Source organism: Pantoea sp. MHSD4, from assembly GCF_021043305.1.
Lineage (GTDB): Bacteria > Pseudomonadota > Gammaproteobacteria > Enterobacterales > Enterobacteriaceae > Pantoea > Pantoea eucalypti.
Map to the genome: position 1 here is coordinate 115869 of NZ_JAJNDH010000002.1, position 20208 is coordinate 136076.

At 55.1% G+C, this 20208-nt stretch carries 22 protein-coding genes; 9 read left to right on the plus strand and 13 right to left on the minus strand.

Features of this window, described 5'->3' with window-relative positions:
• Positions 1-969, plus strand: a complete 969-nt coding sequence (gene secF / locus LQK91_RS07320; RefSeq protein ID WP_003852511.1) for a protein translocase subunit SecF — start codon at positions 1-3, stop codon at positions 967-969.
• A 59-nt stretch (positions 970-1028) separates the two neighbouring features.
• Here secF and LQK91_RS07325 read toward each other — a convergent pair whose 3' ends face one another.
• Positions 1029-1607: a DUF3251 domain-containing protein gene (locus LQK91_RS07325; protein ID WP_105099439.1), complete on the minus strand. Its 579-nt coding sequence runs from the start codon at positions 1605-1607 to the stop codon at positions 1029-1031.
• 16 nt (positions 1608-1623) lie between these two features.
• On the minus strand, positions 1624-2061 hold the full coding sequence (gene lysM, locus LQK91_RS07330; protein WP_105099438.1) for a peptidoglycan-binding protein LysM: 438 nt from the start codon (positions 2059-2061) through the stop codon (positions 1624-1626).
• A 186-nt stretch (positions 2062-2247) separates the two neighbouring features.
• Between lysM and nrdR the strand changes: the two genes are divergently transcribed.
• The 6 genes from nrdR (at position 2248) to pgpA (ending at position 6318) form a co-directional block, all read left to right on the plus strand.
• The gene (gene nrdR / locus LQK91_RS07335) at positions 2248-2697 is read left to right on the plus strand and encodes a transcriptional regulator NrdR (protein WP_003852514.1); all 450 of its coding nucleotides are present in this window, start codon (positions 2248-2250) and stop codon (positions 2695-2697) included.
• Between the two features lie 3 nt (positions 2698-2700).
• Positions 2701-3801, plus strand: coding sequence for a bifunctional diaminohydroxyphosphoribosylaminopyrimidine deaminase/5-amino-6-(5-phosphoribosylamino)uracil reductase RibD (gene ribD, locus LQK91_RS07340; protein ID WP_003852515.1), 1101 nt, complete (start codon positions 2701-2703; stop codon positions 3799-3801).
• Positions 3802-3891: 90 nt separating this feature from the next.
• Positions 3892-4362 carry a 6,7-dimethyl-8-ribityllumazine synthase gene (gene ribH, locus LQK91_RS07345; RefSeq protein WP_003852516.1) on the plus strand — a complete coding sequence of 157 codons (471 nt, stop codon included), beginning with the start codon at positions 3892-3894 and terminating at the stop codon, positions 4360-4362.
• 19 nt (positions 4363-4381) lie between these two features.
• A complete protein-coding gene (nusB, locus tag LQK91_RS07350; protein WP_003852517.1) occupies positions 4382-4801 on the plus strand; it encodes a transcription antitermination factor NusB in 420 nt (139 codons plus the stop codon).
• A 55-nt stretch (positions 4802-4856) separates the two neighbouring features.
• Complete coding sequence (gene thiL, locus LQK91_RS07355) at positions 4857-5834, plus strand: thiamine-phosphate kinase (RefSeq protein ID WP_003852519.1); 978 nt, start codon at positions 4857-4859, stop codon at positions 5832-5834.
• Positions 5824-6318: a phosphatidylglycerophosphatase A gene (gene pgpA / locus LQK91_RS07360; RefSeq protein WP_003852520.1), complete on the plus strand. Its 495-nt coding sequence runs from the start codon at positions 5824-5826 to the stop codon at positions 6316-6318. The genes thiL and pgpA overlap by 11 nt, the downstream gene beginning before the upstream one ends.
• Before the next feature lie 56 nt (positions 6319-6374).
• Here the strand turns inward: pgpA and LQK91_RS07365 are convergent, their stop codons facing one another.
• The 4 genes from LQK91_RS07365 to xseB form a co-directional block, all read right to left on the minus strand.
• Complete coding sequence (locus LQK91_RS07365) at positions 6375-7349, minus strand: aldo/keto reductase (RefSeq protein WP_105099437.1); 975 nt, start codon at positions 7347-7349, stop codon at positions 6375-6377.
• Between the two features lie 81 nt (positions 7350-7430).
• Positions 7431-9296, minus strand: a complete 1866-nt coding sequence (gene dxs, locus LQK91_RS07370; protein WP_008924885.1) for a 1-deoxy-D-xylulose-5-phosphate synthase — start codon at positions 9294-9296, stop codon at positions 7431-7433.
• Between the two features lie 19 nt (positions 9297-9315).
• A complete protein-coding gene (gene ispA / locus LQK91_RS07375) occupies positions 9316-10215 on the minus strand; it encodes a (2E,6E)-farnesyl diphosphate synthase (RefSeq protein WP_003852522.1) in 900 nt (299 codons plus the stop codon).
• Entirely contained in the window at positions 10215-10457 is a 243-nt protein-coding gene (gene xseB / locus LQK91_RS07380) for an exodeoxyribonuclease VII small subunit (protein ID WP_003852524.1), read from the minus strand. The genes ispA and xseB overlap by 1 nt, the downstream gene beginning before the upstream one ends.
• Before the next feature lie 232 nt (positions 10458-10689).
• Between xseB and thiI the strand changes: the two genes are divergently transcribed.
• Positions 10690-12138, plus strand: a complete 1449-nt coding sequence (gene thiI / locus LQK91_RS07385; RefSeq protein WP_003852525.1) for a tRNA uracil 4-sulfurtransferase ThiI — start codon at positions 10690-10692, stop codon at positions 12136-12138.
• Between the two features lie 81 nt (positions 12139-12219).
• Here thiI and yajL read toward each other — a convergent pair whose 3' ends face one another.
• Together yajL and panE are read right to left on the minus strand one after the other, a co-directional pair.
• Positions 12220-12816: a protein deglycase YajL gene (gene yajL / locus LQK91_RS07390; RefSeq protein ID WP_003852527.1), complete on the minus strand. Its 597-nt coding sequence runs from the start codon at positions 12814-12816 to the stop codon at positions 12220-12222.
• Positions 12770-13690, minus strand: a complete 921-nt coding sequence (gene panE, locus LQK91_RS07395; RefSeq protein WP_039659075.1) for a 2-dehydropantoate 2-reductase — start codon at positions 13688-13690, stop codon at positions 12770-12772. Before panE ends, yajL begins: the two co-directional genes overlap by 47 nt.
• Before the next feature lie 135 nt (positions 13691-13825).
• Between panE and LQK91_RS07400 the strand changes: the two genes are divergently transcribed.
• The gene (locus LQK91_RS07400; protein WP_003852530.1) at positions 13826-14317 is read left to right on the plus strand and encodes a YajQ family cyclic di-GMP-binding protein; all 492 of its coding nucleotides are present in this window, start codon (positions 13826-13828) and stop codon (positions 14315-14317) included.
• Between the two features lie 565 nt (positions 14318-14882).
• On the opposite strand, the gene LQK91_RS07405 is transcribed toward LQK91_RS07400, so the two are convergent.
• From LQK91_RS07405 to cyoB, 5 genes are all read right to left on the minus strand, one after another.
• On the minus strand, positions 14883-16247 hold the full coding sequence (locus LQK91_RS07405; RefSeq protein WP_008924887.1) for an MFS transporter: 1365 nt from the start codon (positions 16245-16247) through the stop codon (positions 14883-14885).
• 132 nt (positions 16248-16379) lie between these two features.
• Positions 16380-17267: a heme o synthase gene (cyoE, locus tag LQK91_RS07410; RefSeq protein WP_008924888.1), complete on the minus strand. Its 888-nt coding sequence runs from the start codon at positions 17265-17267 to the stop codon at positions 16380-16382.
• Between the two features lie 13 nt (positions 17268-17280).
• Positions 17281-17610, minus strand: coding sequence for a cytochrome o ubiquinol oxidase subunit IV (locus LQK91_RS07415; protein WP_008924889.1), 330 nt, complete (start codon positions 17608-17610; stop codon positions 17281-17283).
• The gene (locus LQK91_RS07420) at positions 17610-18224 is read right to left on the minus strand and encodes a cytochrome o ubiquinol oxidase subunit III (protein WP_008924890.1); all 615 of its coding nucleotides are present in this window, start codon (positions 18222-18224) and stop codon (positions 17610-17612) included. Before LQK91_RS07420 ends, LQK91_RS07415 begins: the two co-directional genes overlap by 1 nt.
• Positions 18224-20206 carry a cytochrome o ubiquinol oxidase subunit I gene (gene cyoB / locus LQK91_RS07425; protein WP_008924891.1) on the minus strand — a complete coding sequence of 661 codons (1983 nt, stop codon included), beginning with the start codon at positions 20204-20206 and terminating at the stop codon, positions 18224-18226. Before cyoB ends, LQK91_RS07420 begins: the two co-directional genes overlap by 1 nt.
• Positions 20207-20208: the final 2 nt, after the last annotated feature.

The following is a 20208-nucleotide window of genomic DNA, read 5'->3' on the forward strand; positions in this document are numbered from 1 at the left end:
GTGGCACAGGAATATAACATTGAGCAGTTAAACCACGGGCGTAAAGTCGTCGACTTTATGCGCTGGGATAAGCTGGCCTTCATCATTTCAGGACTGCTGATTCTTGCCGCGATTGCGATCGTGGGTGTGCGTGGTTTTAACTGGGGCCTCGATTTCACCGGTGGTACGGTGATTGAGATCGCGCTGGAAAAACCGGCCGACCTTGAAGTCCTGCGTGGTGATCTGGTGAAAGCGGGCTTTGACGAGCCGCTGGTGCAGAACTTTGGCAGCAGCCGTGACGTCATGGTGCGTATGGCACCGGTGACCGGCCCGGCGGGTACTGAGTTAGGCAATAAAGTGGTGTCGGTGATTAACCAGACTACGCAGCAAAACGCGACCGTTAAGCGCATTGAGTTCGTTGGCCCGAGTGTGGGTAGCGACCTGGCGCAGGCGGGTGCGATGGCGCTGCTGTCTGCACTGATTGCGATTCTGATCTATATCGGTTTCCGCTTTGAGTGGCGTCTGGCGCTGGGTACCGTGCTGGCGCTGGCGCATGACGTGATCATCACCTGCGGCCTGCTGGCGCTGTTCCGCATTGAAATCGACCTGACAATTGTTGCCTCGCTGATGTCGGTGATTGGCTACTCGCTTAACGATAAAATTGTGGTCTCTGACCGTATTCGTGAAAACTTCCGTAAGATCCGTCGCGGCAGCTCTTACGATATTACGAACGTGTCACTGACACAGACGTTAAGCCGTACCCTGATTACCTCGCTGACGACGCTGGCGATGATCCTCATCCTGTTCGTGTTTGGTGGTGCGTTGCTGAAAGGCTTCTCACTGACCATGCTGATTGGTGTGACGATTGGTACGATTTCATCCATTTATGTCTCTTCGGCGCTGGCGCTGAAGCTGGGCATGAAGCGTGAACATATGATGGTGCAGAAAGTCGAGAAAGAGGGCGCCGATCAGCCTTCTATCCTGCCTTAATCACGCGTCAGAAATAAAAACGGGCAGCCAACAGGCTGCCCGTTTTTTTTGCACCGCGGCTATGGGTTAGCGGGTGCGGCAGGGGAAGTCTGAGTCGGCGCATCCCCGGTTACGTTATGCACGCGGACATAACCCAATTGCTCCGGTGTCAGGCCACTGAGCCGCAGCGGGATGCTGGTCGAATGCTGGGGCAGCAACGAGGCAGGCACCGTGACGGTCTGACTCAGACTGTCGCTGTTCAGCGGTTTACCGGTCGCCGGGTCAAGCTCACCCCAGATCACCGTCGCATGCAGGGCGGGCAGAGGGCGGTCGTCCATTGAACGCACAGTCAGGGTTGCCCGCGAGCCGCTGGCTTCAGCGGTCACAGGCGACAGCGTCAGTCGCAGTGTGCCGAGCTGGGTTTGCAGCGCCACTGGCGTTTTCGCCTGCGGCACCAGCCATGCGCCTTGTTGCAACTGACTGTTAAGCTGTCCCTGGACTTCCAGTGCACTGGCCTGCGTGGTCAGGTGCTGCATCTGCTGATTTAGCTGACTCACTTCCTGATGCAGCTCTCTGACCTGCGGATTGCCTGCCGTGGTGCTGCAGCCGTTCAGCGTTACCAGAGAGAGCGCCACCGGAATCCAAACCATCCTGCTCATAAGTTATCCTTGTCCGTTATTTTGGAATACGTAAAACCTGGCCAGGATAGATCTTATCAGGATGCGAGAGCATTGGCTTATTCGCTTCGAAAATCTTGTTATATTCGTTAGCGTTGCCGTAAACCTGTTTGGAAATCGCGCTCAGCGTATCGCCTTTTTTCACGGTGTACAGCTCTGACTCGACCGCGGTATCTGTCACGGTCACCTTGTCTTCAACTTTCGTGATGCCTGCAACGTTACCTGCAGCAACCAGAATCTTTTCTTTCAGCTCCTGGGACAGGCCATCACCGGTCACGGTCACGGTGTCGCCATTGACCTTGACGTCGACCTTGTCGCTGTCAGGCAAGCCGAGCTTGTTAATGTGATCCTGCAGCTTTTTATTCTGGTCATCTCCGCCGTTTACCGCGTCCCAGAGTTTTTCACCGGCTTCTTTCACAAAGTTAAACAGACCCATACAACCTCCAGAGTGTTAGTGGAAAATTTTATTTGCAGCTCTTAAAGCGTAGTCCCTTTTGCCGCAGACGAAATTTAGCCGCGTTTATCCTGCGATGAGAAGCCCGGTAAAGGCACGGAAGAGATTTTGTTGATTCGCAGTTCGCGCTACACTGTCAGACCCATCACTCTCGCGTCAGGAAACGTCATGCATTGCCCATTCTGCTCCGCTGTGGACACCAAAGTGATTGATTCTCGTCTGGTTAGTGAAGGCTCTTCGGTGCGTCGCCGCCGCCAGTGCCTGGTGTGTCATGAACGCTTCACCACCTTTGAGGTGGCGGAACTGGTGATGCCACGCGTGGTGAAGAGCAATGATGTGCGCGAGCCTTTTAATGAAGACAAAATGGCCAGCGGGATGATGAAAGCGCTTGAGAAACGTCCGGTGAGTGCCGATGCGGTTGAAAGCGCTGTGAACCATATTAAAACGCAGTTGCGCGCGACTGGCGAACGTGAGATCCCCAGTAAACTGATTGGCAATCTGGTGATGGATGAGCTGAAGAAGCTCGACAAAGTGGCCTATATTCGCTTCGCCTCAGTTTACCGCAGCTTTGAAGATATTCGTGATTTTGGCGAAGAGATCGCCCGGTTACAGGATTAAACCATGGATGAACTTTACATGGCGCGCGCGCTGGAACTGGCGCGACGCGGTCGTTTTACGACCATGCCGAACCCCAATGTCGGCTGCGTGATTGTGCGCGATGGCGAAGTAGCAGGCGAGGGCTGGCATCAGCGTGCCGGTGAACCGCATGCCGAAGTTCACGCCCTGCGCATGGCGGGCGAAAAAGCCCGTGGTGCAACCGCGTATGTCACGCTGGAGCCCTGCAGCCATCATGGTCGCACACCGCCCTGTTGTGATGCGCTGATTGCTGCTGGCGTTAGCCGTGTTGTGGCTGCGATGCAGGACCCCAATCCGCAGGTCGCAGGACGCGGGCTGCACCGTCTGCATCAGTCAGGCATTGCGGTCAGCCACGGCCTGATGATGCCGGAAGCGGAAGCGCTGAATCGCGGCTTCCTCAAGCGGATGCGCACCGGCTTTCCCTGGATTCAGCTCAAGCTGGGCGCGTCACTGGATGGCCGCACGGCAATGGCCAGCGGTGAAAGCCAGTGGATAACGTCGGCTGCGGCCCGCCGGGATGTCCAGCGTCTGCGTGCGCAAAGCGCCGCAATCCTCAGCAGCAGCGCTACGGTGCTGGCGGACGATCCCTCGCTGACGGTGCGCTGGTCTGAACTTGATCCGGAGAGCCAGTCACTGCTTGATGAACAGCAACTGCGTCAGCCGGTGCGGGTGATTGTTGACAGTCAGAATCGCGTCACGCCGCAACATCGGCTCATTTCTCAGCCGGGCGAAACCTGGCTGATGCGTCATCAGCCGGATCAGCAACACTGGCCCGCTGAGGTGACGCAGATTGCCGTGCCGCTGCGCGAACAGCAGCTGGATCTGGTGGCGATGATGATGCTGCTGGGACAGAAACAGATTAACAGCGTCTGGGTTGAAGCGGGTGCCTCACTGGCCGGGGCGCTGTTGCAGGCCGGACTGGTCGATGAACTGATTGTTTATCTGGCACCTAAGCTGTTGGGTCATGAAGGACGTGGCCTGTGTCAGCTGCCGGGGCTCAGCTCGCTCGCTGACGCGCCTGCCTTCCGTTTCAGCGACGTCCGGCAGGTCGGTGACGATTTACGCCTGACCCTGACACCCCAATAACACGGTCGGAAAAGCGAGAGCACGCCGCCCAAGAGTATGATAGAATCCGCCCCCCTGCGCGGGGCTAACCAAACCCCTGAAAGGATAAGTATGAAAGTTATCGAAGCTGCTGTTGCAACGCCTGAGGCCAATGTTGCCATCGTTATTGCGCGTTTTAACAACTTCATTAATGACAGCCTGCTGGATGGCGCAGTTGATGCCCTGAAACGTATCGGCCAGGTCAAAGATGACAATATCACCGTAGTCTGGGTGCCAGGTGCCTACGAACTGCCTCTGGCAGCCCGTGCGCTGGCTAACTCCGGCAAATATGATGCGATTATCGCACTCGGCACCGTCATTCGTGGAGGCACTGCCCACTTCGAATATGTGGCGGGTGAAGCCAGCTCCGGTATCGCCAGCGTTGCCATGAACAGCGAGATTCCTGTCGCGTTTGGCGTGCTGACCACTGAAAGCATCGAGCAGGCCATTGAGCGTGCCGGCACCAAAGCGGGTAACAAAGGTGCTGAAGCGGCTCTGACTGCGCTCGAAATGATCAACGTATTGAAAGCCATTAAAGCCTGATTTTTGTAAGGGGAATTTTGTGAAACCTGCTGCTCGTCGTCGCGCCCGTGAGTGCGCTGTTCAGGCGCTTTACTCCTGGCAGTTGTCGAATAACGACATTGCCGATGTGGAATACCAGTTTCTGGCGGAACAGGACGTCAAAGACGTCGACATTACCTACTTCCGCGAACTGCTGTCCGGTGTGGCGACCAACAGTGCGTATCTGGATGGACTGATGAAGCCCTATCTGTCGCGTCAGCTCGAAGAGCTGGGCCAGGTAGAAAAAGCTATCCTGCGCATCTCGCTGTATGAGCTGAGCAAACGTAACGATGTGCCTTATAAAGTGGCCATCAACGAAGGGATTGAGCTGGCGAAAGTCTTCGGTGCCGAAGACAGTCATAAATTTGTTAACGGCGTGCTGGATAAAGCCGGTCCACAAATTCGACCCACTCGCAAATAAACAAAAAGGCCGGCTTGCCGGCCTTTTTTCATTAAGGGTTAAGCGGAACGCAATTATGTCTTGTGGTGAATTTGAACTCATCGCACGCTACTTCAACCGCAGAACACGCAGCCGCCGTGATGTCGAACTCGGCATCGGTGACGATTGTGCGTTACTTAGCGTGCCGGAAAAACAGACGCTGGCGATCAGCACCGATACCCTGGTCGCGGGTGTGCACTTCTTACGGGATATTCATCCTGCCGATCTGGGTTACAAAGCCCTGGCTGTGAATCTCAGCGACCTTGCTGCTATGGGCGCCGATCCCGCCTGGCTGACGCTGGCCTTAACGTTGCCGCAGGTCGATGAAAGCTGGCTCTCGGCCTTTAGTGAAAGCCTGTTTGAACTGCTGGAATATTACGATATGCAGCTGGTGGGTGGTGACACCACACGTGGCCCGCTGAGTCTGACGCTGGCGATTCACGGTCTGTTGCCGCAGGGCCGCGCCCTGAAACGATCCGGCGCGAAGCCGGGCGACTGGATCTTCGTGACCGGTACGCTGGGTGACAGCGCGGCGGGTCTGGCGTTGCTGCAGCATCACTGTCGCATCAACGATCCGGCAGTGCATGAAGCGCTGATTAAACGTCATCTGCGTCCGATGCCGCGCATTCTGCAGGGTCAGGCACTGCGTTCGCTGGCTTCCTCTGCAGTGGATATTTCCGACGGTCTGATTTCCGATCTCGGCCATGTGCTGAAAGCCAGCGGCTGCGGCGCGCGGCTTAACCTGGATGCGTTGCCGCTGTCGGCGGCCCTGCGCGACCACTTCGAGCCTGAGCAGGTACTGCGCTGGGCGCTGAGTGGCGGCGAAGACTACGAACTCTGCTTCACCGTGCCTGAAGTTAATCGCGGCGCGCTGGATGTGGCGCTGGGTCATCTGGGCGTGCCTTATACCTGCATCGGACAAATAGCACCGGAGTCGGAAGGCTTGACGCTGCTGGATAATGGCAAGCCCGCCACCTTCCGTCACAAAGGGTTTGATCACTTTGATGCTAAATAACGACGTGGCCAAACGTCGCCTGCGGATGAGCAATCCCTGGCATTTGCTGGCGACCGGTTTCGGCAGCGGATTAAGCCCGGTTGTGCCGGGCACCATGGGATCGCTGGCGGCCATCCCATTCTGGTGGCTGATGACTTTCCTGCCGCAGGATCTCTATTCGCTGGTGGTGCTGGTGGGTATCTGCGTCGGCGTTTATCTCTGCCATCGCACCGCCAAAGATATGGGCGTACACGATCACGGCAGTATTGTCTGGGATGAGTTTATCGGCATGTGGATTACGCTGATGGCGATTCCGGTCAACAGCTGGCAATGGGTGCTGGGGGGCTTTGTGCTGTTCCGTATTCTTGATATGTGGAAGCCATGGCCGATTCGCTGGTTTGACCGCAATGTGCATGGCGGCATGGGCATTATGGTTGATGACATTATTGCTGGCGTGATTTCCGCTGCCATGCTCTATGGAATCGGGGTCTGGCTGGCGGCTTAACCGCCATGCTAAACGCCTGATAAGAGGTGACGCCCGGGAAGGGCGTCACGTCAGGTTTACTCGAATCCTACCGCCTGATGTGGCTGATAGAGCTCTTCCAGCAGGGTAATTTCCTCGTCACTCAGCGTGACATCCACCGCCTTAACCAGATCGTCAAACTGCTCAGCACGGGACGCGCCAATAATCGGTGCCGTGACGGCAGGTTTGCTCAGCAGCCAGGCCAGGGCCACCTGCGCCCGCGTTACGCCTTTACCTTCCGCCACCATCGCCAGTCGTTCTGCAATCGCGGCATCGTTCTCTTCGGTGTTGTCATAAAGCTTTGCCATTACCTGGTCAGAGGCAGAGCGCGCGGTGTTTTCACCCCACGGGCGGGTCAGCTTGCCGCGCGCCAGCGGACTCCAGGGCAGCACGGCGATCTGCTCCTTCAGACAGAGAGGATGCATTTCCCGTTCCTCTTCGCGCTGAATCAGGTTGTACTGATCCTGCATGCTGACAAAGCGGTGCCAGCCCTGTTCAGACTGCATCTGCAACGCCTGAGCAAACTGGCTGGCGTGCATTGACGAGGCACCGATGTAGCGGGCTTTGCCAGACTGCACGACGTCATGTAGCGCTTCCAGCGTCTCCTCCAGCGGGGTGTTGTAGTCCCAGCGGTGAATCTGCAGCAGATCGACATACTCCATGCCGAGGCGCTGCAGGCTGTCATCAATGGATTGCAGGATATTCTTGCGCGACAGGCCCTGTGAAAGATTAGTCAGGGGGAAATAGACTTTGGTGGCGACAACAACCTCTTCACGGCGGGCAAAATCTTTTAGTGCCCGGCCCAGAATCTCTTCGCTGCTGCCATCAGAGTAGCTGTTAGCCGTATCGAAGAAGTTGATACCTGCATCCAGTGCCTGCTGAATCAGTGGACGGCTGCTCGCTTCTGGCAGCGTCCAGGCGTGGTTGCCGCGCGTTGGCTCGCCATAGGTCATACAACCGAGACAGAGACGAGACACCTGCAGATCGGTGCTACCGAGTTGAATCGTATTCATGGTGAAGGCTCCTGCGAAAGTGCAAAGGTTACAGCATAGCAGGATGTTGCGCTCCCTGAGGGGGAGCGCAGCGAAGGGAGGTTACTGCGCCAGCCAGCGGGCGATCTGTTGCTGAATGCCTTCCGCGTCAAGCAGATAGTCATGACGCACTTCATCCTGCGTACCCTGCGGGATAAATTCATCCGGCAGACCGATGTTCAGCACAGGAACAGCCAGACGTTTCGCCATGATAAATTCATTCACGCCACTGCCTGCACCGCCTTTGATTGCGCCTTCTTCCAGCGTAATCAGTGAGTCGTGCGTGGCAGCGAGCTCAGCAATCAGCGCTTCATCCAGCGGCTTTACAAAGCGCATATCGACCAGGGTCGCATTCAGTGCTTCCGCTGTGGCGGCAGCTTCTGGCAACAGAGTGCCGAAGTTCAGAATTGCCAGCTTTTCACCCTGGCGTTTCACGACCGCTTTACCCAGCGGCAGGCTCTGCAGGGGTGCCAGCGGCGTACCGACACCGGTGCCGCGCGGATAACGCACTGCACTTGGGCCAGCCTGATAGTGATAGCCGGTGTAGAGCATCTGCCGACACTCATTCTCATCGCTTGGGGTCATGATCACCATATCCGGCACACAGCGCAGATAGGCGAGATCAAACGCGCCCTGGTGAGTCTGACCGTCCGCACCCACAATACCACCGCGATCAATGGCAAACAGGACCGGCAGTTTCTGGATGGCGACGTCATGAATCAGCTGATCATAGGCACGCTGCAGGAACGTCGAGTAGATGGCAACAATCGGTTTATAGCCGCCAATCGCCATACCCGCTGCAAAGGTCACCGCATGCTGCTCGGCGATTGCCACATCAAAATACTGTTTCGGGAACTCACGGGAGAAGGCCACCATGCCGGAGCCTTCACGCATCGCCGGGGTAATCGCCATCAGCTTCGGATCGTCGGCAGCCATTTCGCACAGCCAGTTACCAAAGATTTTGGAGTAGCTCGGCAGACCTTCCGCACTTTTTGGCAGTTCGCCAATCGCCGGGTCAAATTTAGGCACGGCGTGCCAGGCAATCGGATCTTCCTCTGCCGGCGCGTAGCCTTTGCCTTTCTTCGTCATGATATGCAGGAACTGCGGCCCTTTCAGGCTGCGCATGTTGCTCAGCGTATTCACCAGCGTCAGCACATCGTGGCCGTCAACCGGGCCGATGTAGTTAAAGCCCAGCTCTTCAAACAGCGTACCCGGCACGACCATGCCTTTGAGGTGTTCTTCGGTGCGTCTTACCAGCTCTTTAATCGGCGGCAGGCTGGTCAGCACACGCTTGCTGCCTTCGCGCAGTCGCGCGTAGGTTTTACCTGACAGGATCTGCGCCAGGCGGTTATTCAGCGCACCGACGTTTTCAGAGATCGACATCTCGTTGTCGTTAAGGATGACCAGCATGTCTGGCTTGATATCACCGGCATGGTTCATCGCTTCAAACGCCATGCCCGCCGTGATGGCGCCATCGCCGATAATACAGGCGGTGCGACGGCCCTGGCCTTCACGTTCAGCCGCCGCGGCCATGCCGAGACCGGCACTGATCGAGGTCGATGAGTGTCCAACGCTTAAGACGTCATATTCACTTTCACCGCGCCACGGAAACGGGTGCACGCCATTTTTCTGACGAATGGTGCCGATGCGATCGCGGCGCCCGGTCAGAATTTTATGCGGATAAGCCTGATGACCCACATCCCACACCAGATGGTCAAAGGGGGTGTTATAGACATAATGCAGCGCGACCGTCAGTTCGACTACGCCCAGACCCGACGCAAAATGGCCGCTGGAGCGGCTTACACTGTCTAACAGATACTGACGCAGTTCATCACACAGCGCAGGCAACTTCTCTTTGGGCAGGGCGCGCAGCTCCTGAACCGTGTTTGCCAGCGCCAGTGTCGGGTATTTAGCAATATCAAAACTCATCAGAGACTCATTATGGAAGTTATTTGTCGCGTTCAATTATGAAGCTCGCCAGCGCCTGCAGTGCTGTAGTGTTATAAGAGTGCGCAGCGAGCAATTCTAAAGCATCAAGAGCTTCCTGATACAAATCCCGCGCTTTTGCACGGGCATTTTCAAGGCCTAACAATGAAGGATAGGTGCTTTTTCCCAGATCCTGATCGGCACCCTGGCGTTTTCCGATCACGGCCGTATCGCCTACGACATCGAGAATGTCGTCCTGCACCTGAAACGCGAGACCAATAGCCTCAGCATAGCGGTCGAGCAGCGGCAGCGCTTCACGGCCCGCATCGCCTGCCGTTAACGCGCCTAACCGGACCGCTGAGCGGATCAGCGCACCGGTTTTGTGGCGGTGGATCTGTTCAAGCTGGTCCAGATCGACAGATTTGCCTTCCGCCGCTAAATCCAGCGCCTGTCCGCCACACATCCCGGCTACGCCGCTGGCCTTAGCCAGTTCGGAGAGCATCATCAGACGGTATTCGGCACTGACACCCGGCATCGCTTCATCTGCCAGGATAGAGAAGGCCAGCGTCTGCAGGGCGTCGCCCGCCAGAATCGCCGTATCTTCGCCATATTTAATGTGACAGGTTGGCTGCCCGCGACGCAGTGCGTCATCGTCCATCGCAGGGAGATCGTCATGTATCAGAGAGTACGCATGGATGCATTCAACCGCGGCGGCGGGCGCATCCAGACTCGCCGGGTCGGCGTGGAGCATTTCACCGGTAGCGTAGACCAGAAAAGGACGCAGGCGTTTACCGCCTAATAATGCCCCATAATGCATGGCATTCACCAGAGGAGAACTCTGAAAAGGAAGTGGCTCTATAAAACGCGTCAGGGCAGCGTTCACCTGCTGCTGATAAACGTCGAGTAATCGGGCGAAATCCATTAGTCGTTTTCCGGCGTGAAAGCGGTGAGGTCGGCCTCTTTATCATCGTTCAGCAGAATACGAACCCGCTGTTCAGCCTGCTGCAGCGTCTGCTGGCCATTTCGCGCCAGCTGCACGCCGCGCTCAAATTCGTTCAGGGCTTCTTCAAGCGGCAGTTCACCACTTTCCAGACGGCTGACAATCTGCTCCAGCTGCTGCAATGACGTTTCAAAGCTGGCTGGCTGTTCGGCTTTTTTCGGCATATTTCGTGTCGACTCACGGTTGGGACATTATCTCGCAATCGGTCATGGTAGCTGAGACCCAATGATTAGCAAAATAATCAATGCGGCGGCTGATGAAGAAGCAGTCACCTGACAAAGGTGATATACTCCCGCGCCTCGGATGCGGTTGCGCCTTGCAGCCCGCAATTTTGTGATTTTACCAGCTAAGTGCCGCCTGTTTTAGCACTTATTTGCCCAACGAAGCTGTGTCGCCATGAAGTTTATCATCAAGTTATTTCCTGAAATCACCATCAAGAGTCCGTCGGTGCGTTTGCGCTTTATCAAGATTCTTGCCAGCAATATTCGCAACGTCCTGAAAACCGTCAGCGACGACATCGCCGTTGTGCGCTACTGGGATCACATTGAAGTGCGGTCAAAAAATGCAGCGCTGGCGGACATTATTCCCGATGAACTCGCCCGCATTCCCGGTATTCATCACGTTTTAGCGGTCGAAGATCGCGAGTACACGGATATTCATCACATCTTTGAACAGACGTTAGCGCAGTATCGCGACAGTCTGGAAGGAAAGAGTTTCTGTGTGCGTGTTAAGCGTCGTGGCAAGCATAGCTTCAGTTCGCAGGATGTGGAGCGCTATGTAGGCGGCGGTCTGAACCAGCATATCGAAAGCGCCCGCGTGCAGCTTAAAAATCCGGACGTGACGGTGAATCTGGAAGTTGAAGAGAATCGTCTGACGCTGGTGACTGCGCGCTACGAAGGCCTGGGTGGCTTCCCGATTGGCACGCAGGAAGATGTGCTGTCGCTGATTTCCGGCGGTTTCGACTCCGGCGTCTCCAGCTATATGCTGCTGCGTCGCGGCAGCCGTGTGCATTACTGCTTCTTTAACCTTGGTGGAGCCGCCCATGAGATTGGCGTCCGTCAGGTTGCGCACTATCTGTGGAATCGTTTTGGTCGCTCACACCGCGTACGCTTTGTAGCGATCAATTTTGAGCCGGTCGTCGGTGAGATCCTCGAGAAAGTGGATGACGGCCAGATGGGCGTAGTGCTGAAACGCATGATGGTGCGGGCTGCCTCGACGATTGCTGAGCGCTACGGCGTACAGGCACTGGTCACCGGTGAAGCGGTAGGCCAGGTGTCGAGCCAGACGCTGACCAACCTGCGTCTGATCGATAACGCGTCGGATACGCTGATTCTGCGTCCGCTGATCTCTCATGACAAAGAGCACATTATCCGAATTGCCCGTGAAATCGGCACCGAAGATTTCGCCAGCACCATGCCGGAATATTGCGGCGTGATCTCAAAAAGCCCGACCGTGAAGGCGGTGAAAGCGAAGATTGAGGCGGAAGAGCAGAATTTCGACTTCACGATTCTCGATCGGGTTATCGAAGAAGCGACCAACGTCGATATCCGCACCATCGCTGAGCAGACAGAAGAGGAGGTGGTGGAAGTTGAGACCGTCGCCTTGCTGAGTGAGAACGATGTGGTGCTGGATATCCGATCTATCGATGAGCAGGAAGAGAAGCCTCTGACGCTAAACGCGACGGAAGTGAAATCGCTGCCGTTCTATAAACTCAGTACGCAGTTTGGCGATCTCGATCAGAATCGCACCTGGCTACTCTATTGCGATCGCGGTGTGATGAGCCGTCTTCAGGCGCTCTATCTGCATGAGCAGGGCTTTAAGAACGTTAAAGTTTACCGCCCGTAGTGACGCCTGATAGCCAGTCAGATCCTGTTCAGGTCTGGCTGGCTTATCTTTAAACAGATTGATTTAAAATAAACAGGCTGTTTAAGCCTGATAGTCATAAATGCCGGGAGCCAGCACCAGCTGTGCGGCAACCTCGCGCGCCATCTCTTTTCCCACCAGCAGATCAATCAGCTTCAGCGCAAAATCCATTGCCGTGCCGGGTCCCTGACTGGTCAGCAGATTAACGCGCGGATCCCAGACGACACGGCGCTCCATCCACTTATCTGCCGGAATGGTCTCTTTTAAGCCGGGGAATCCGGTCATGTTACCGACCGGGAAGAGATCGTGGGGGATCAATACGGTGCCTGCCGCTGCGCATATCGCGGCGACAATTTTCTCATTGAGATGAAACTGACGCACCGTTTCGACTAACAGCGGACTGTCACGGAAAGTCTCAGCCCCTTTAAGGCCACCAGGCAGGACGATGGCGGCGAAGTCATTGTCGGCGACTTCAACCAGTGTGACGTCAGCCAGCAGACGCACACCGCGAGAGCAGACGATCTCCCGGCTGCCATCGCTTTCGACGCTGGCGGTAACAACGTTTAGCCCGGCCCGAACCAGCAGGTCGATAGTGGTGACAGCTTCGGTTTCTTCACTGCCATGTGCCAGGCAAACCAGCACCGATGCGTTCGCGGTCATAATGGGACTCCTTGCGTTTTACAATGTCATACAGACGGGTGTTCTCCGTCAGCACCAGGCCGTGCGTCCGGGCGCGGCGCAGCAGAAAGCCGCTGATATAGTCGATTTCGGTGAGCCGTTGCGCGCGAACATCCTGCAGCATTGAAGAGGTGTTGGCCGCAGTGCTTTCAATCACGTCGAAGATGATGTCCTGAAGGCTTTCACTGGCTATGCTCTGGCCTTCGCGCTCCATGACCCAACTGATCTCTTCACACAGTTGCGCGATCTGTTCCGGATAAGCACGCAGTGCACCGTTCTGACACGCATACTCCACGCTGAGCGGGTTGATGACGCAATTAACGGCCAGTTTGCGCCAGCAGGCGGCCCGGATATTGTCATGCCAGGCAACGTCGGGCAGGGCAGGGTGCAGGATATCGGCGAGATCGCTATAAGCGGCGCTTTTACGGTTGCCGGGGCCGATATGGGTGATACCACTGGCAATGTGTTTGATGACGGTGCCATCGCGCATCGCCGCATGGGTAGTGACGCCGCGCAGCAGTGGCTGAGTCAGCCCTTTCAGCTCTTCAAGCGTCCCCATGCCGTTGTGCAGCAGCAGCACCGGGCAGTTCTTCTGCAGCACGCTCTCCAGGTTTTTCACCGCAGGCGAGACCTGCGGGGCTTTGAGCGTGACGAGCAGCAGCTGGCTTTCCGCCAGAAACAGCGGATCATTGGCAATAAACGTGCGGTTCGATATGTTGCCTTGTGGGTCAACCACATTGGCTGAACAGTAGGGCTGTGGCACCCGCAACCATCCCTGTACCTCATGTCCCTGGCGGGCCAGTGCTGTCAGCCAGACCTGTCCCAGCGCACCGCAACCTAACACGGTAATTTTCATGCTGCCTCCCGCTGGCGGGCTATCCATCTATTATTCATTGTCACACTTTCATTATAGCGTTGTGTGCAGCCTGATTTTATTTAGCACCTTAAGACGCGTATTATGCATGTCACTTTAGCGTCAGGAGAAGAAGAGATGCCATCTTTCGATATCGTTTCAGAGGTCGATCTGCAGGAAATTCGCAATGCGGTGGAGAATGCCAACCGTGAAGTGTCTACCCGCTTCGATTTCCGCAACGTGAGCGCCGAGTTTGAGCTCAACGAAAAGAATGAAACCATCAAGATCACCAGCGAGTCTGATTTTCAGGTTAAGCAGCTGGTCGATATTTTGCGTGAGAAGTTACTGAAGCGCGGGATTGAAGGCGGCGCCTTAGAGGTGCCCGAAGAGATTGAGCATAGTGGCAAAAGCTGGGCGGTCGATGCCAAACTGAAGAAAGGCATTGAAAGCGACGTCGCGAAGAAGCTGGTGAAGCTGATTAAAGACAGCAAGCTGAAAGTGCAGACCCAGATTCAGGGTGAAGCATTGCGTGTGACCGGCAAAGCACGTGATGATTTGCAGGGCGCGATGGCGATCGTGCGCGGCAGTAATCTGGGCCAGCCGTTCCAGTTTAAAAACTTCCGCGATTAAGCGGGATTGGCTGAGTTTTCAGCATGAATGCAGTGATATAAACCCGGCTAATGCCGGGTTTTATGTTTTCTGGCAGGAGCAGCGCTGCATCGAACCAAATTTTTGAGCCGTCTGAATAAAGGCGTGGTTTGTGACGTCAGTGGCATCGTGCGCTGGCTTGCATCTCTTTGAAGAAGTGGGTGTGAGCTGTAGGGCGTCTGTGCGATCACGCACTTGCTCAGGGAGCCTGTGCCTTTCGCAAAGACGCAAAAGCGCCATCCATAGCGGCTCAGCGCGGGCCATCCATGGCCCGCGATGCTTTGCTACAGGCACAGGCTCCCATCGCTTTGAATTTCTGAGTTGTCTGTAAGAATGGTTATGCGGGTTGGAGGTTGCTTAGAAACTTAAATGCGGGTGAACCATTCAGCAACTCAAAAGCTTAGGAGGCGAAGGGAATACGGCCAGAGGAGGAAAGCGTCCCGCGCCATGGATGGCGACTTTTGCGACTTTCCGATCTGACCTTGCCCCCTGCGCCAGCTCGATCCTGAAGCGAAACGAGCTGACGTTATCACCAAACTTTTTTAAGCTAGCAACTCCCCAGCAGCGCTTCCAGTTCAGGGCGGCTGGTGACCTTACTATCAATTTTGATATACGCGCTTTTCTCTTCCGGCACGATAAACACGGAGTTAACGCCAGGCTGCGCTTTCAGGCGCTGCTCCAGATTTGGCACAGCCAGAGCCGCATCACTCAGCACGATGCGCAGGCTACTGACATAAGGCGGCTCCTGCATCGTCATGCTGACAAACAGCCAGGCCGCAGCCACCATCGCGCCAACCAGGAACACGGTCTGAGCATCGAAATGACCAAATACCCAGCCACCCATACTGCCACCAACGGCCACACCCAGGAACTGGCTGGTGGAGTAGATCCCCATCGCCGTACCTTTATAACCTGCAGGGGACTCTTTACTGATCAGTGAAGGCAGGATGGCTTCCATCAGATTGAAGGCGAAGAAGAAGAGCTGAACACCCACGACCAGCGTCCAGAAATGACCTTCCGCGCCCCACAGTACAATCTCAGCAATGACAATCATCCCGACGCAGCCGACAAACACGCGCTTCATACGACGCTTCACTTCGGCATAAATAATAAACGGCACCACGCCGGCAAAGGCGATAAGCATAGTGGAAAGATAAACTTTCCAGTGCTCAGGGGCCGGGAATCCAGCCTGTTCAAACTGCCCTGGCAAGGCGACAAAGCTCGACATCAGCAGAACATGCAGGCAGAAAATACCGATATTGAGCTTTACCAGACGCGGGTTAGCCAATACTTTGCGGAAGCTGCCTTTCACCATACCCGATTCACGGTTCAGGACATGATGTGAAGCGGACGGCACCACAAGCAGGGTAATCACGATACCCAGCGACGCCAGAATCGCAATCATCCAGAACAGCGCATGCAGACCCAGCGCGTGCGTAACAATCGGGCCGACAACCATGGCAATCGCGAAGGTCACGCCAAAACTGATGCCGATAAACGCCATTGCTTTGGTGCGGTTCTGCTCACGGGTTAAATCGGATAACAGGGCCATTACGGCAGCCGCAATCGCGCCTGAACCCTGCAGCGCACGACCCAGAATAATGCCCCAGATGGAGTCGGTGCAGGCGGCGATAACGCTGCCCAGAACAAACAACAACAGTCCGCCGACAATTAACGGCTTACGGCCGATGCGGTCGGAGAGCAGACCAAAAGGAATCTGAAAGATTGCCTGGGCAAGGCCATAGATGCCAATTGCCAGACCGATTAAGGTTTCACTTGCGCCCTGTAATGCCATGCCATAAGTGGTCAGTACCGGCAGGACCATAAACATTCCCAGCATGCGCAGGGAAAAGACCGTACCGAGGCCCCATGTGGCGCGCAGCTCCACCGGAGTCATTTTATTATCGTTCATTCCAACCTCTGTTAATGTGCTGCTTTTATTCTAGGTGGCGGGGCAGGGCGGGTAAAACAATAGTTTTTAAGCAGTGGTAACAAAAAGAAAGGGCGCGATAATCGCGCCCTTTTCATGCTGTATCGGTGCCAGTTACCAGACGTAAGTCAGCAGGTCCTTTGAAGCCGGAGCCAGCGAATCTACCGACATCATCACGCTCAGCGCGGTGATGGTCACGATAGAAAAGACAAACAGCTTGCGTGCCCAGACACGGTCATCTGCGGTTTTGTAACCCGATAACGCCATGCCCAGCCACCAGACGCTGACCGCAGCAGCCACAACCAGATATTTGTAACCCGCGTAGCCACCCAGCGTCAGCATCAGCGTGGCAATCATAAACGCCAGAATATAGAGCGTAATATGATTCTTAGCCACGGAAATGCCTTTCACCACCGGCAGAACCGGGATGTTCGCTGCCTGATAATCTTTAAAGCGGAAGATAGCAATCGCGTACGAATGCGGCATCTGCCACAGGCTAAAGATCGCCAGCAGGATTAACGCACCAGCATCAAACTGGTTAGAGACTGCACAGTAGCCGATAACCGGCGGCGCAGCACCTGACAGACTGCCAATCAGCGTTCCGTAAACGGAATTACGCTTCATGTAAAGACTGTAGATACCCACGTACACCACGAAGCCCATCACCGCCAGCCACATGGCCAGCGGATTAGCACCGAAGTAGAGCAACGCAAAGCCGGCAATACCCAGCACAGTGGCATAAACCAGGCTTACTTTCGCGGAGATGAGGCCTTTTACCAGCACCCGATTCCTGGTTCTCTCCATCTTGATGTCAATGTCGCGGTCAATCACGTTGTTGAAAACACAACCCGATGCAACCACCAGTGACACGCCCACCAGGGTGATGAGAAACAGGGCGTAATCTGTGTTGCCTTTGGAAGCCAACAGAAATCCGCCGATCACAGAAATTAAATTCCCGAAAATAATTCCTGGTTTTGTAACTTGCAGGTATTGCTTAAACATTACGCGTGACTCTTTAGTGAGGCATCATGTTGTAGTTGAGGTTCCACATGATCCACAGTGAGCCCACTACGACAATCAGGATGATGATGGCCGAGAAAACAATGGCTACCATGTTCCAGCCACCCTCAGATTTGCTGTCTAAGTGCAGGAAGTAGACCAGGTGAACCAGCACCTGGATTACCGCACAAACCAGAACAACACCGAGGATAGTACCGTGAGATGCACTGCCATCCATTACCATCCAGAACGGGATGGCCGTCAGGATGATAGAGAGGATGAAGCCGATCATGTAGGACTTCACGCTACCGTGTGAAGCGCCATGTTCGTTAACAGAATGACTCATTACATGGCTCCCATCAGGTAAACAACGGTGAAGACGCAAATCCAGACCACGTCCAGGAAGTGCCAGAACAGGCTCAGACACATGATACGGGTGCGGTTAGTCGCGTTCAGGCCACGTTTAGAAACCTGGAACATCAGAACCAGCATCCAGATCAGACCGGAGGTCACGTGCAGACCGTGAGTACCGACCAGCGTAAAGAAGCCAGACAGGAAGCCACTGCGATCCGGACCAAAGCCTTCAGCAATCAGGTGATGGAATTCATAGATTTCCATCCCGATGAAGCCCAGACCGAACAGGAAGGTCAGCGCCAGCCAGCCGATAACGGCACCTTTTTGCTCCTTGTTCATGGAGATAACAGCCATGCCGTAAGTGATCGAACTCAACAGCAGCAGGGCGGTTTCTACCAGAACAAACGGCAGCTCAAAGATATCTTTACCTGCCGGGCCACCGGCAGTGTTGTTGACCATGACAGCATAGGTCGCAAACAGGGTTGCGAAGATAATGCAGTCACTCATCAGGTAGATCCAGAAGCCAAAGACTTTATTGGCTCCTGCATCGTGATGCCCATGCTCCGCATGGGCGTCGTGGTGATGTTTAAGAGTTTCAGTTGACATTATTTCAGACCTGCTTTGCTGATTTCGTCAAAGTGCTGGTTTTCAATCTTCTGAACTTCAGCAACCGGAACGTAGTAATCCACGTCTTCGTCGAAGCTCTTCACGATCCAGGTAACGATCATGCCGAGGAAGGAAAGACCAGCCATCCACCAGATATGCCAGATCAGCGCGAAGCCCATTACAGTAGCAAATGCGCAGATGACGATTGCAGCACCACTGTTTTTCGGCATATGAATCTCTTCATAAGATGCCGGCTGTTTGTACGCTTCGCCTTTCTCTTTCATTTCCCAGAAAGCATCACGCTCATGCACATGTGGGATGACAGCAAAGTTATAGAACGGTGGTGGTGAAGAGGTTGCCCACTCCAGCGTACGACCGCCCCACGGGTCACCTGTCACATCACGGTTCTGATCACGGTCACGTACTGAAACGTAGAACATGGTCAGCTGACACAGGATACCCATTGCAATCAGACCAGCACCGACCGCCGCAACCACCAGAAGAGGGTGGAACTGTGGATCGATATCCTGGCTCAGACGACGGGTCATGCCCATGAAGCCCAGTGCGTACAGCGGCATAAAGGCAACGAAGAAGCCAATGATCCAGAACCAGAATGCGCGCTTACCCCAGGTTTCGTTCAGGGTGAAGCCGAATGCTTTCGGGAACCAGTAGGTCACGCCTGCCATACAACCGAAGACCACACCACCGATGATAACGTTGTGGAAGTGAGCAATCAGGAACAGGCTGTTGTGCAGAATAAAGTCAGCGCCCGGAACGGCCAGCAGTACGCCGGTCATACCCCCTACAGAGAAGGTTACCAGGAAGCCAACGGTCCACAACATGGCAGAGTGCATCTGAATGCGGCCCTGATACATGGTGAACAGCCAGTTAAAGATTTTAACCCCGGTCGGAATCGCGATGATCATCGTCATGATACCGAAGAAGGCGTTAACGTTGGCACCTGCACCCATGGTGAAGAAGTGGTGCAACCAGACGATAAACGACAGCACGGTAATGGCGATGGTCGCCCACACCAGAGAGGTATAACCAAACAGACGTTTTTTGGAGAAGGTCGCGGTAATCTCTGCGAACACACCAAACACCGGCAGTACCAGGATATACACTTCCGGATGGCCCCAGACCCAGATCAGGTTGACGTACATCATCATGTTCCCGCCCATTTCATTGGTGAAGAAATGGAAGCCGAGATAACGATCAAGGGTCAACAGCGCCAGGGTCACGGTCAGAACCGGGAACGCAGCGATGATCAGGACGTTGGTGCACAGCGCGGTCCAGGTAAAGACCGGCATTTTGAACAGGCTCATGCCCGGTGCGCGCATCTTCAGGATAGTCACGAAGAAGTTAATACCGGTTAAGGTCGTACCAATACCTGAAAGCTGAAGGCTCCAGATCCAGTAATCGACCCCGACGCCGGGACTGTACTCCGCGCCGGAAAGCGGCGGATAAGCCAGCCAGCCGGTCTGTGCGAACTCGCCCACGCCCAGCGACAGGTTAACCAGGATCACACCGACCGCAGTAAACCAGAAGCTCAGGTTGTTCAGGAACGGGAACGCGACGTCACGTGCACCAATCTGCAACGGAACGGCGATGTTCATCAGGCCAACCACGAAAGGCATCGCCACGAAGAAGATCATAATCACGCCGTGCGCGGTAAAGATCTGGTCGTAGTGGTGCGGTGGCAGAATGCCCGCTTCACCGGCCGAAGCCATAACCTGCTGGGTACGCATCATAATGGCATCAGCGAAACCACGAATCAGCATGACGAATGCCATGATGATGTACATGATACCCAGGCGTTTGTGGTCGATTGACGTCAGCCATTCAGACCACAGATATTTCCACTTACCAAAATAGGTAATCGCAGCGACCAGCGCCGCACCACCTATCAGGATAGCGGCAACCGTAACCATGATAATCGGCTCATGGTACGGCACTGCATCAAGTGTTAATTTTCCGAACATCG

Bases quoted from the DNA above. Each gene is read 5' to 3' on its own strand.
- cyoE (WP_008924888.1), bottom strand. From the start codon at position 17,267: ATGTTTAAGCAATACCTGCAAGTTACAAAACCAGGAATTATTTTCGGG.
- LQK91_RS07415 (WP_008924889.1), bottom strand. From the start codon at position 17,610: ATGAGTCATTCTGTTAACGAACATGGCGCTTCACACGGTAGCGTGAAG.
- panE (WP_039659075.1), bottom strand. From the start codon at position 13,690: ATGAAAATTACCGTGTTAGGTTGCGGTGCGCTGGGACAGGTCTGGCTG.
- thiL (WP_003852519.1), top strand. From the start codon at position 4,857: ATGTCTTGTGGTGAATTTGAACTCATCGCACGCTACTTCAACCGCAGA.
- pgpA (WP_003852520.1), top strand. From the start codon at position 5,824: ATGCTAAATAACGACGTGGCCAAACGTCGCCTGCGGATGAGCAATCCC.
- dxs (WP_008924885.1), bottom strand. From the start codon at position 9,296: ATGAGTTTTGATATTGCTAAATACCCGACACTGGCGCTGGCAAACACG.
- LQK91_RS07400 (WP_003852530.1), top strand. From the start codon at position 13,826: ATGCCATCTTTCGATATCGTTTCAGAGGTCGATCTGCAGGAAATTCGC.
- ribD (WP_003852515.1), top strand. From the start codon at position 2,701: ATGGATGAACTTTACATGGCGCGCGCGCTGGAACTGGCGCGACGCGGT.
- LQK91_RS07365 (WP_105099437.1), bottom strand. From the start codon at position 7,349: ATGAATACGATTCAACTCGGTAGCACCGATCTGCAGGTGTCTCGTCTC.
- xseB (WP_003852524.1), bottom strand. From the start codon at position 10,457: ATGCCGAAAAAAGCCGAACAGCCAGCCAGCTTTGAAACGTCATTGCAG.
- nrdR (WP_003852514.1), top strand. From the start codon at position 2,248: ATGCATTGCCCATTCTGCTCCGCTGTGGACACCAAAGTGATTGATTCT.
- yajL (WP_003852527.1), bottom strand. From the start codon at position 12,816: ATGACCGCGAACGCATCGGTGCTGGTTTGCCTGGCACATGGCAGTGAA.
- cyoB (WP_008924891.1), bottom strand. From the start codon at position 20,206: ATGTTCGGAAAATTAACACTTGATGCAGTGCCGTACCATGAGCCGATT.
- lysM (WP_105099438.1), bottom strand. From the start codon at position 2,061: ATGGGTCTGTTTAACTTTGTGAAAGAAGCCGGTGAAAAACTCTGGGAC.
- ispA (WP_003852522.1), bottom strand. From the start codon at position 10,215: ATGGATTTCGCCCGATTACTCGACGTTTATCAGCAGCAGGTGAACGCT.
- LQK91_RS07325 (WP_105099439.1), bottom strand. From the start codon at position 1,607: ATGAGCAGGATGGTTTGGATTCCGGTGGCGCTCTCTCTGGTAACGCTG.
- ribH (WP_003852516.1), top strand. From the start codon at position 3,892: ATGAAAGTTATCGAAGCTGCTGTTGCAACGCCTGAGGCCAATGTTGCC.
- LQK91_RS07420 (WP_008924890.1), bottom strand. From the start codon at position 18,224: ATGTCAACTGAAACTCTTAAACATCACCACGACGCCCATGCGGAGCAT.
- LQK91_RS07405 (WP_008924887.1), bottom strand. From the start codon at position 16,247: ATGAACGATAATAAAATGACTCCGGTGGAGCTGCGCGCCACATGGGGC.
- thiI (WP_003852525.1), top strand. From the start codon at position 10,690: ATGAAGTTTATCATCAAGTTATTTCCTGAAATCACCATCAAGAGTCCG.